At 68.5% G+C, this 11,073-nt stretch carries 9 protein-coding genes; 6 read left to right on the top strand and 3 right to left on the bottom strand.

Going from position 1 to position 11,073, the window contains the following annotated elements; all coding sequences use genetic code 11:
- Positions 1–6 precede the first annotated feature (6 nt).
- The gene (locus ACLJPX_RS02220) at positions 7–888 is read left to right on the top strand and encodes a pyridoxal-phosphate dependent enzyme (protein WP_410598469.1); all 882 of its coding nucleotides are present in this window, start codon (positions 7–9) and stop codon (positions 886–888) included.
- A gap of 263 nt (positions 889–1,151) precedes the next feature.
- On the opposite strand, the gene ACLJPX_RS02215 is transcribed toward ACLJPX_RS02220, so the two are convergent.
- Positions 1,152–1,775, bottom strand: coding sequence for a TetR/AcrR family transcriptional regulator (locus tag ACLJPX_RS02215; RefSeq protein ID WP_410598468.1), 624 nt, complete (start codon positions 1,773–1,775; stop codon positions 1,152–1,154).
- 164 nt (positions 1,776–1,939) lie between these two features.
- On the opposite strand from ACLJPX_RS02215, the gene ACLJPX_RS02210 reads away from it, so the two are divergent.
- From ACLJPX_RS02210 to ACLJPX_RS02200, 3 genes are read left to right on the top strand one after another with little or no spacing between them, the layout of a single operon-like run.
- Positions 1,940–2,743, top strand: coding sequence for an SDR family NAD(P)-dependent oxidoreductase (locus ACLJPX_RS02210; RefSeq protein WP_410598467.1), 804 nt, complete (start codon positions 1,940–1,942; stop codon positions 2,741–2,743).
- Between the two features lie 26 nt (positions 2,744–2,769).
- Complete coding sequence (locus ACLJPX_RS02205; RefSeq protein WP_410598466.1) at positions 2,770–3,897, top strand: DUF5938 domain-containing protein; 1,128 nt, start codon at positions 2,770–2,772, stop codon at positions 3,895–3,897.
- A gap of 16 nt (positions 3,898–3,913) precedes the next feature.
- A complete protein-coding gene (locus ACLJPX_RS02200) occupies positions 3,914–5,449 on the top strand; it encodes an AMP-binding protein (RefSeq protein ID WP_410598465.1) in 1,536 nt (511 codons plus the stop codon).
- On the opposite strand, the gene ACLJPX_RS02195 is transcribed toward ACLJPX_RS02200, so the two are convergent.
- Entirely contained in the window at positions 5,446–6,351 is a 906-nt protein-coding gene (locus tag ACLJPX_RS02195; protein WP_101608452.1) for an Lrp/AsnC family transcriptional regulator, read from the bottom strand. The two genes, ACLJPX_RS02200 and ACLJPX_RS02195, sit on opposite strands and share 4 nt — an antisense overlap.
- A gap of 212 nt (positions 6,352–6,563) precedes the next feature.
- Here ACLJPX_RS02195 and ACLJPX_RS02190 point away from each other — a divergent pair, with 212 nt between their 5' ends.
- Both ACLJPX_RS02190 and ACLJPX_RS02185 read left to right on the top strand, forming a co-directional pair.
- A complete protein-coding gene (locus ACLJPX_RS02190; protein ID WP_410598464.1) occupies positions 6,564–8,225 on the top strand; it encodes an amidohydrolase in 1,662 nt (553 codons plus the stop codon).
- The gene (locus tag ACLJPX_RS02185; protein ID WP_410598463.1) at positions 8,222–9,502 is read left to right on the top strand and encodes an MFS transporter; all 1,281 of its coding nucleotides are present in this window, start codon (positions 8,222–8,224) and stop codon (positions 9,500–9,502) included. Before ACLJPX_RS02190 ends, ACLJPX_RS02185 begins: the two co-directional genes overlap by 4 nt.
- On the opposite strand, the gene ACLJPX_RS02180 is transcribed toward ACLJPX_RS02185, so the two are convergent.
- A complete protein-coding gene (locus ACLJPX_RS02180) occupies positions 9,499–11,073 on the bottom strand; it encodes a succinic semialdehyde dehydrogenase (protein WP_410598462.1) in 1,575 nt (524 codons plus the stop codon). The genes ACLJPX_RS02185 and ACLJPX_RS02180 overlap by 4 nt on opposite strands.

The following is an 11,073-nucleotide window of genomic DNA, read 5'->3' as shown; positions in this document are numbered from 1 at the left end:
GGTCCCGTGCTGTCTCGGACTTCCATTCTCGTCCCCGCGGACGACCTGCTGCCGGGAATCCGCGTGTTCCTCGCGGACGAGACCCACTACCCCTCCGGCAGCCACAAGGAACCCGCCGCCCACGCGATCGTGGCCCGGGCGATCGCCGAAGGCCACGATCGGGTCGTCGTGGGCTCCTGCGGCAGCTACGGACGGGCGATGGCGACAGCCTGCGCCACGGCGGGTCTGCGCTGCACCGTCGTCCTGCCCGCCGACTGGGGCGACGGTGGCGCCTTCGCCGCCGCGACCGGCGCCGACGTCCACTTCGTCCCCGGCGGCTACGAAGACGCTGTCGACGAGTCACACCACCTGGCTCGCGCGAAAGGCGCGATGGACGGCAACGTCGACGGACCGTACAAGGACGTGATCCTCGAAGGACACGGTCACGTCGTCGACGCCCTGCACCGGGAGCTCGGCCCCACCCCGGTGTCCCTGTGGATCCCGGTCGGCAACGGCACGACGCTCGTCGCCGCTTATCGGCGACTGCGCGCACTCCGCTGGCCGGTGGCCCTTCACGGCGTCGGCTCCCCAGGCAACAACCCGATCGTGACCAGCTGGCCGGGACCGTACCGGGTGCTGGCACGCGACGCCGTCGTCACGACCGAGCACAACGAGCCCCTGGTGAACTGGCACGCCCTGCACGGCCCAGACGCGCTGGCCGCGATCGACGGCTCCGGCGGCGCGGCGCACGCCGTGGACGACGACGAACTCCTTGCCGCGCAAGCTCTTTTGGCGCGGTATGGGGTGCGGCCCACGGCGGCTGGTTCGGCTGCGGTGGCCGGGCTGATGGCTCAGGCGCGGAGGGGTTCGGTCAGGGGGAATCAGATCGTTCTGTTGAGTGGTCGGTAAGAGCCGTGAGGCAGGTGGGTCGGGTTGGTCGTGAGTGGCGATTCGGGTTCTGATGGACCCGTATTTGCCTACTGGTCCTGATGTCAGCTCGGTGAGCTTGTTCTGGATGACGATGTGAGCGAGTGGGGAGGATTTGGGACGTTGAACGTCCCAAATCCTCCACGCTCACCATGTCGCCGCTGACATTTCCCGTTCGCCCTGGTCAGGCGCAGGTAACCGAATACCGATTCGGTTCTAACCCGAAACGCCACTCAAGACCGAACTCAGCCGCCACTCACCAATCGCCCCAGCAGCGCCCCGGCATCCTCCGAAAGAGCATCACTCGCACCTTCCTCCCCCGCGAGCTGATGCAACAACGCCTGCTGAAAAACCCCATCGAAAGCCGCATAAGCAACCTGCCGCGTCACAACCGCAGACCCACCGGCAAGCTCGGCATACCGCTCCACGACCCGCCAGATCATCGCCTGCCGCTGAGTGTCGATCTCGAGCACATCAGCGCGGAAAGCGGCCTCGAACAAGCTCTGGTTCCGCAGGTCGTACCAAAGCCGGTGCATCGAGGCATCGGCCCGCAACGTCCCGGCCATCGCGGCACCGAAGCCCCGCTTGAGTTCGTCGGCCGACCGCGCCGCGGCCACAGCCTCGTCGTAGCGGGTCACGCACACTTCTTCGAATTTGCGGACCGCGTAGGTCAGCAGTTCCACCTTGTCGGTGAAGTAGTAGTGCAGCACCCCGTGCGAGAAGTTCGACTTCTGCGCGATCTCCCGCAGGCTCGTCCTGGCGTACCCCAGCTCGGACAGCGCCTGCAGCGTGGATTCCGCCAGTTCCGCCCGCCGCTGGGCGAACTTGTCCACGCTCCGGCGTGCGATCCGCTCGCTCGTCTCGGTCACCACGAGTTCCTGTCCGGTCCGGGAGCCCGCGCCTGCCGCGGGGCCCACAGTCTAGCCTCGCGGAATTCTTGACGACTGTCCAAGAAAATCTTGACGACTGTCCAAAACTGGCTCAGGATGTGACCCACACCGCAACTGCGGACCGTCTCAAGGAGGAGAAGTCCATGGGTTCGTACGACCTTTCGGGCCGGAAAGCCCTGGTCACGGGCGGAGCGCAGGGCCTGGGAGCCGGGATGGCCGAAGCACTCGCCCTGGCAGGCGCCTCGGTGGTCATCGGCGATGTCCAGGAGGAGCTCGGGCGCGCCACCGCCGACCAGATCAAGCAGAAAGGCGCCGCGACGGGCTTCGTCCGGCTGGACGTCACCGACGAACAGAGCTGGGAACAGGCGATCGCCTCGGTCATCGACGAGCTCGGCGGGCTGGACATCGTGGTGAACAACGCCGGTGTCGAGATCACCGGGCTCGTCGCCGAGCTGGACCCCGCCGACGTGCGCAAGATGCTCGACGTCAACGTGCTGGGCACCGCCCTCGGCGTGAAACACGCCTTCCGCGCGATGCGGCCCGGCGGCCCCGCGGGTGGCGGTGGCGCCGTCGTGAACATCTCCTCGGTCGCCGCGACCATCGCCTTCCCCGGTATCGCGGGCTATTCGGCGACGAAGTCGGCGGTCGACCGCCTCACCAGGGTGGCCGCGATGGAGGCCGGGAAGCTCGGCTACGGCGTCCGCGTCAACTGCGTCTACCCCGGTCTCGTACCCACCCAGATGGGGAGCCAGCTCGCCCAGGACGTCGTCGAGGTCGGCCTGTTCCCCAGCGTCGAGGACGCCATCGGCGCGGTCGTCGCGCAGACCCCGGCCGGACGGCTCGGCGAGGTCGCGGACATGGCCGACGCCGTCGTGTTCCTCGCCTCCGATGCGGCTCGCTTCATCACCGGGGCCGGACTCCCGGTCGACGGCGGCATGGGCATGTGACCTCGGACGAATCGAAAGGAATCACCATGAGCAGCCCCAAACCCGTCGTGGTCTACGGCGCCTCCGGCTACACCGGACGGCTGATCTGCGAGTACCTGCGCGAGTACAACGTCCCGTTCATCGCCGCCGGCCGGGACAAGGCCCGCCTCCAGGAAGCGATCGACGGCGTTCCCGGCCTCGACACGGTCGACCACGAGATCGTCGAGGTCTCGCACGACGTCGAAGCGCTCACCGAGCTGTTCCGCGACGCCAAGGTCGTGTGCAACACCGTCGGCCCGTTCAGTGAGTACGGCCACGAGGTCGTCGAAGCCTGCCTGCGTACCGGAACGCACTACCTCGACACCACCGGCGAACAGGACTGGCTGATCTCCTCGGAGGAACGCTACGGCGCGCAGATGGCGGAAAAGGGCCTTCTGCTCTCCCCCGGGATCGCGCAGATGTACACCACCGGCGAGATCGCGGCGAACCTCTGCCTGGAGACCCCCGGACTGGACACTTTGGACATCCTGGTGTTCTGGAAGGGTTATCCCACGGTCGCTTCGACGAAGACCATCCTGGTCAACGCCGCGCTGTCGGCCGCGTACTACCTCGAACAGAACGAGTACCTGCCCTGGCCCGCGGACGGCGGCCTGCAGGACGTCACCGTGCCCGGCCATCACGAAACCGGGCTGGCCCTGCCCTGGGGCGGCACGTCCCATCCGGTCTGGTTCAAGAGCGACGCGCGCGTGGCCAACGTCAAGGCCGTCGGCGGCGTCTTCGACCGCGCCCTGATGCAGGGCGTGCCGCAGATCGTCGCGGCCGTGCTGGAACAGGTGAAAGACCTGCCGCTGGACGAAAAACTCCGCGTGCTGGCGGAACAGGCGGCCGCGGTCCGCGACGAGATGCCGCCCCGGGAGAACCAGCGGCTCAACACCTCGTTGGATTCGGTGCACGCGTCCGGGCCACTGGGCCGCGCGCACTGCGTCATCCACGGCACCTGTAACTACAAGCAGACCGGGCTGATGCAGGCGTACGGCGCGTACTCACTGCTTCAGCAGCCGCCGAAGCGGGTCGGGTTCGCCTCCGGATGCCAGGCTTTCGGCCACCGCGAGTTGCTCGGTGTGCTGCGCGGCTTCGGACTGGTGTCGAATCCGGTCATGACCGTTCACAGCTGACCGGAAGGACGAGCGCGTGCGATTGACCGAGTACCTCGACAAGGGCGCTTCACTCGATCCGGCGGCGCCCTGCCTCACCATGGGCGACGACTCCTTGAGCTACGGCGACGTGCGGGATCTGTCGTGGCGGGTGGGGCAGGCGCTGGCCCGGTCCGGCATCGGGCCCGGCGACAAGGTGGCGATCCTGTCCGGGAACGATCCCCTGTCGTTCGGCTGCGTTTTCGGGATCAGCCGGGCCGGTGCCGTGTGGTGCCCGGTCAACCCGCGCAACGAGGCGGCCGAGAACCGGGAACTGCTCGACCTGTTCGACTGCGCCTGCCTCCTGGTGCAGGAGTCCTTCGCACCGCTCGTCTCCCGGATGCTTCCCGACCTGCCGAAGCTGACCACCGTGGTCTGTCTCGACGGCTCGATGCCCGGCGCCGTCCCGTTTTCCGAGTGGCTCGACGGCGCCGGCACCGAACCGTGGGAGGAGACACCGCCGGACGACCTGGTCATGCTCGTCGGCACCGGCGGCACCACGGGCCGCCCCAAGGCGGTGATGCTCAGCGGGACCAACGTCGAGACGATGTCGGCGCTCACACTGATGAGCTACCCGTTCACCGGGCGGCCGCGTTACCTGGCGCTCGCGCCGCTCACCCACGCGGCGGGCGTGCTCTGTTTCCCGGTCATGACGCTCGGCGGGGAGATCGTGGTCATGCCCTCTCCCGACCTCGGCGAGTTCGCCGCCCTGGTGGAACGCCGCCGGATCACGCACACCTTCCTGCCACCGACGTTGATCTACCTCCTGCTCGACAATCCGGCGCTGGACCGCGCCGATCTTTCGTCGCTGCAATGCCTTTGGTACGGCGCCGCACCGATGTCGGCCACCAAACTCGCGGAAGCGATCACCCGGATCGGCCCCGTCTTCGGGCAGTTGTTCGGGCAGAGTGAAGCCCCCATGATGATCTCCACCCTCGCCCCGGCCGACCACGTCCACGCCGACGGATCGCTCGCCACGGAACGGTTCACCTCCGCCGGACGGCCGACACCGCTGACCCGGGTCGCGATCATGTCCGGGAAGGGCGAGGTCCTGCCGCCGGGCGAACGCGGCGAGATCGTCGTCCGCGGTTCACTGGTGATGCCCGGCTACTACAAGAATCCGGACGCGACAGCGGAAGCGAGCGCGTACGGCTGGCATCACACCGGCGATATCGGGTACCTCGACGAGGATCACTACCTCTACATCGTCGACCGCGCCAAGGACATGATCATCACCGGCGGCTTCAACGTCTATTCGGCCGAGGTCGAACAGGCGCTCATGGCCCACGAGGCGGTGCAGGACTGCGCTGTGATCGGCCTGCCGCACGAGAAATGGGGCGAGCAGATCACCGCCGTGGTCCAGCTCCATTCGGGCAGGACAGCGTCTGCCGACGAGCTCCGCGCCGCGGTCAAGGAACGGCTGGGCAGCGTCAAGACCCCGAAGGAGGTCCTGATCTGGCCGGATCTCCCCCGGTCCAAGATCGGCAAGGTGCTCAAGACCGAGATCCGGAAAGCCTTGCTGGACAACGACTAACGCCGCGCGAGTTCTTCGGCGGTCGGCAAGGGCCACTCGTAGCGTTCCTTGGCGATGCGGAGGTGCACCCACGTTTCCGCCGTCACCACGTCGGGCCTGCCGCTGATCTCCTCGAGCGTCCGGTCGAGGTCTCGCGCGGACTGCGCCGCGATGGTGGCGACGACGTCGAACCGGCCGATGGTCCTGGCGAGGAACTCGGTGTCGTCGCGCGCGGCGAGCGCCGCGGTCACGGCGTCCCCTGCACCCCGCACGTTCAGGCCGATCCCGCAGACCAGGCCGGCGTCCGGGCGAGCACGGCTGAGCACCGGCGCGATCCGGATGACGTCGTGCTCGACGAGGTACCGCACGCGGGTGCGGGTGGCCGACGCCGACAGCCCGACGTGTTCGGCCATGCGCGCGAAACTCTCCCGCCCGTCGGCCTGCAACCGCAGCATGATCGCGAGATCGCGATCGTCCAGCCGCAGCCAAGGCGGCAGCGGGCGGCCCGGCATGAACAGGCCTTTGACCACGTCCACGTAGACGAGGGTGTTGACCTGCTCCACCTCCGGCAGGCCCCGGATGTCCGCCACCGTGCGGTAGAGCTCCGGGGAGTCGGGCAGGCGCAGCTCGGCGACGGTCTGGTACTCCCCGCTCACCGCGGAAACGAACGCCGCGGCAGGCAGTGCCGCGATGGCGTCCGTCGTCGCCTGGGACCGGCCGGACGTGCGGATCGCGAGGTGCGCGTACGCGGTCAGGCCGAGGAACTCGGGATGGACCGCCGCGACCACGTTGAGCGAACCGTCGGCCTTCAGCTGCTCCAGGCGGGCAGAGACGGCCGAGCGTGACGCGCCGAGGCGTTTGGCCAGATCGGCCACGCTCATCCGGCCGTCCGCGCGCAAAGCCGCGACCAAGGCGTCGTCCACGGCAGTTTCTCCTCCGCTGAGTTTCCGCCGACAAAGGGAAACATATCACTCGCCTCAAGCCCTCCTGCGCAGCGTGAATAAAGGGTTCTGACCTTTGGAGATGACATATCGATCGTGAGCACGGTCCGTGTGCGAGTGATCTGATTGCGTTGAGCCGCCCTCCTCGCTTACCTTCGCCCCACTTCACCGCCGAATCCCAGGAGTCCGCCGCGATGCGCCAGTTGCCCCCAGATCGTTCAGTCCTCGACGCGACCGCGACGATCCTGCATCCCGAAGCGCTGGTGACCGTCGACGACGCCGCCGAAGGCGCCGCCGCGGTGCTCGTGTTCGGCGAGGAGATCGCCGCGGTCGGCTCGGTGGACGAATGCCGCGCCCGCGCGGCCGGGCTCGGTCATCCCTCGCCGGAGGTGCGGCGGCTGCCGGGCACGCTCCTGCCCGGGTTCGTCGATCCGCACGCGCATCCCCTGATGTACGGGCAGATGATGACGTGGGTGGACTGCGGTCCCGAGCGGGCTTCGACCATCCCCGGCATCGTCGCGCTGCTGCGCGAGGCGGCCGAGAGCGCTCCGGCGGGCAGGCCTGTCCGAGGTTACGGCTACGAACACCGCAATCTCGCCGAGAAACGCCATCCCCGCAAGGAAGAACTCGACGCCGTCGCCGAAGACCGCGAGGTCTACCTCATGAACGCCAGCGGACACGGCGGCGTGGTGAACAGCTACACGTTGCGGCGCAACGGCATCACCCGCGACACCCCGGACCCTGACGGCGGGGTGTTCTTCCGGGACGCGCACGGCGAGCTCACCGGGGAACTCTCGGACGCGGCGTGCAACATCCTCACCGGCGTCTCCGGGGTGAAGGTCGGCCACCACGGACCGAACTTCCACCTCGAGGACGAGCCGGACGAGCACGAACGGCAACTCGCCGCCGCGCAGGACAAGTTCCTCGGCGCGGGGGTGACCGCGATCGGCGACGCCCAGGTCACCCGTCGCGAGTTCGACATGTACCTGCGGCTCGACGAAGCCGGACGGCTCAAGACGCGAGTGCACATGTACCTGTTGTCGCACCTGCTCGACCAGAGCCTCGAAATGGGCCTGCACGGCGCCTTCGGCACTCCCCGCCTTTCCTTCGCGGGGATCAAGTTCTACGCCGACGGCACGCTCGGCGGGTGGACCGCGTACTTCCCGGACGGCTACGTCGGGGATCCGTGCCGCACCGGGCAGCTCTACCACGATCCGAAGGACTACTCCGCGCTGATCGGCAAGGCGCACGAGGCCGGGCTTCAGACCGCGACCCACGCCCAGTCCCCCGACGCGATCGGCATGGTGCTCGACGCCATCGAGGAAGCGCAGCGGCGGAATCCCCGGCCCGACGCCCGGCACCGCATCGAGCACTGCGGGCTGCCGTCCCCGGCGCAGATCGAGCGGATGGCCGCGCTCGGCGTCCACCCGGTCAACCAGCCGCAGCACTACTACAACTGGGGCGAAGGCGTCACCGACGCCGTCGGCACCCCCGGGGAGCGGTTCAACCCCCTCGGCGAGTTCCAGGCGGCGGGCGTGCCGGTCACGCTCAGCTCGGACGCCCCGGTCGCGGAACCGAATCCGCTCGAAGCCATCCAGACCGCAGTGACCAGGATGACCCGGCGCGGCCACCGGCTGGGCGGCGACGACCTGCTGATCGACGTCCGGTCGGCCGTCGCCGCGCACACGATCGCCGGCGCCCGGGTGCTCGGCCGCGAGCGCGACCTGGGCTCCATCACGCCCGGTAAACGCGCCGATTTCGTGCTGCTGAGCGAGAATCCCCTGACCAGCGAGCCGAGCCGGATCGCCGGAATCCGCGTGCTGGAAACCTGGATCGACGGCGAGGTGGCCCGATGACCGTCCGAACCGACACCCGGTCACTCCGGCGGGCCCGGAGGGCTGGACTCGCCGCCTTCGTCGGCACCACCATCGAGTGGTATGACTTTTACGTCTACGCCACGGCCGCCAGCCTGGTCTTCGGCACCGTGTTCTTCCCCGAAACCGGCGACAGGCTGACAGGGGTCGCGGCGGCCTTCGCGACGTACGCGGTCGGCTTCTTCGCCCGGCCGCTCGGCGGCATCGTGTTCGGGCACATCGGCGACCGGGTCGGCCGCAAGACGGCGCTCGTGGTGACCCTCACGATGATGGGCGCGGCGACGTTCCTGGTCGGCTGCCTGCCCGGGTACGCCCAGATCGGCACCTGGGCGCCCATCCTGCTCGTTGTGCTCCGATTCGTCCAAGGGCTCGCCGTCGGCGGCGAGTGGGGCGGCGCGGTGCTCATGGCCGTCGAGCACGCGCCGCCGGGCAAGAAGACCTTCTACGGCGCCTTCGCGCAGGCGGGGAACCCCGCGGGCGCGTTGCTGGCCACCGGCCTGTTCAGTCTGCTGAGCACCGGTGGCACCGAATGGCTGAGCACGGTGGGCTGGCGGATCCCCTTCTTCGCCTCCGTGCTGCTGATCGGTGTCGGGCTCATCGTGCGCCTGAAGGTCGAAGAGTCACCGGTCTTCGAGGAAAGCACCGAGGAAACCGGCGTCCCGCTCCTGTACGCGGTCCGGACGAACTGGAAGCCGATCCTGCTCGGCATCTGCGTCCTGCCCGTCGCAGTCGGGGGCTACTACCTCGTCACCACCTTCGCGACGGCGTACGCGACCGATCCCGCGGTCGGTGTCTCCGAATCGCTCGTGCTCAACGCGCTCACCATCGCCGCCTTCGTGGAACTGGTCGTGAGCTTCGGCGCGGCCTGGCTCGGCGACCGGTTCGGCCGGGTGCGGGTTGTCGTCATCGGCCTGGTCGGCGTCGCGTTGCTCGCGGCTCCGCAGTTCTTGGTGCTCTCGACGAAGAACGCGGTGCTGATCATCGCGGCGTTCGTGGCGATGCGCCTGGCGATGACGGCGACCTACAGCCCGATCGCGGCCATCCTGTCGCAGATGTTCCGCCCGCGGGCCCGGTACACCAGCATCTCGCTGTCCTACCAGCTGGCGGGTGCGCTCTTCGGCGGTCTCTCGCCGCTGGTGTCGACGCTGCTGTTCCAGGCGACCGGCAGTGTCTGGCCCGCGATCGGCCTGCTGATCGGCATGTGCGTGCTCAGCATCGCCTGTGTGCTGGCCGCTCCCCAGCACGCCGACGACGTCTAGCGGATGCGAAGACGCCGCATGAGTTTCAGTCCGGAAAGCATCCCTTCGACGTACTTCTCGTAGGTCTGGCCGCCACGGGGACCCATGACCTGTTTCTTGAGCACCGCCAGGTTCTTGACGTCGGTGTACTTGAGGAGGCCCTGGTCCCCGTGGCGGGCGCCGACGCCCGAACTCTTGACGCCGCCCGACGGTGTTCCCTTGGCGGCGTAGGCGGTGGCCAGGATGTCGTTGATGTTGACGTTGCCGGATTCGATCCGCGACGCCACCACGCGAGCGGCGCCGACGTCACGGCCCCAGACCGAGGCGTTGAGACCGTACTCGGTGTCGTTGGCGAGCGCGACGGCCTCGTCGACGGTGCGGTACTTGTGCAGTGCGACAACGGGTCCGAAGGTTTCGGTGACGCCGCAGAGCATGTCCTTCGTGACGCCCTCGAGGATCGTCGGCTCGAAGAACGCCGGGCCGAGGTCGGGCCGCGGCTTCCCTCCACAAAGGACGGCCGCCCCCTTGGCCACGGCGTCGTCGACGTGCGACTTGACCCGGCTCAGGTGGTCCGGGGAGACGAGCGAGCCCATGTCGGGGCCGAAGTCGTAGGCGGCGCGGACGTCGAGGGCCTCGGTCTTGGCCACATACGCGTTCTTGAACTCGTCGTAGCGGGACTCCGGCAGGTAGATCCGCTCGATGTGCATGCAGATCTGCCCGGTGTTGCCGAACGCCCCGAAGATCGCGCCCTGTACGGCCTCGTCCAGTGCGGCGTCTTCGAGCACGATCATCGGGTTCTTGCCGCCGAGTTCGAGGCAGCAGCCGATGAGGTTCCGGCCCGCCCGTTCGCCGATCACCCGGCCGGTCGCCGTGGACCCGGTGAACATCACGTAGTTCGCCTGGTCGATGAGCGTGGGGCCGACGTCCGGGCCCTCGCCGCACACCACCTGGAACAGGCCCTTCGGCAGCCCCGCCTCCTCCAGCATCTCGACGCCGTAGAGCGGGGAGAGCGCGGTCTTGTTGTCGGGTTTCAGCACCACCGCGTTGCCGGCCATCAACGCCGGGATGGCGTCGGAAATGCCGGTGGCGAACGGGAAGTTCCACGGCGCGATGATGCCGACCACGCCTTTGGGCTGCCGGATCTCGGTCGACGTCGTCAGAAACGGGACCGGTCCCCCGCGTTTGGTCGGCGCCAGGAGTTTGGCGGCCCGCGTGAGGTAATGGCTCATCACCATCGCCGGGTCGCAGGTCTCCTCGATCGCCATCCGGCGGTTCTTGCCACTCTCGGCCTGGATGAGATCGGTGACGATCGGCGCCTTGTCGACGAAGAGCGTGTGCGCCCGCTTGAACACCTCCAGCCGCTGCTTGAGCGGGGTGGCAGCCCATTTCTCCTGCGCGGCGCGTGCGGTGGCGAACGCCTGCTCGATGTCGGCGGGCGACGACTGGGGCAGCTCGACGAGCACCTCGCCGGTGTAGACCTCGGTGAGCTTCCAGGTCGCGCCGGACGAGCCCGGCACCCGGGCGACGAGCCGTCGCAGGAACGCGTCGGTCACCGACGCCGGACGGGTGAGCGCGAGCGGTGTGACGGTCAT

Origin of the sequence: Amycolatopsis sp. lyj-90, assembly GCF_046549035.1 — a bacterium.
In the GTDB taxonomy this organism is placed as follows: domain Bacteria; phylum Actinomycetota; class Actinomycetes; order Mycobacteriales; family Pseudonocardiaceae; genus Amycolatopsis.
Note: the sequence above shows the minus strand (reverse complement) of the source record. Positions and strands in the feature narration are given on the sequence as shown.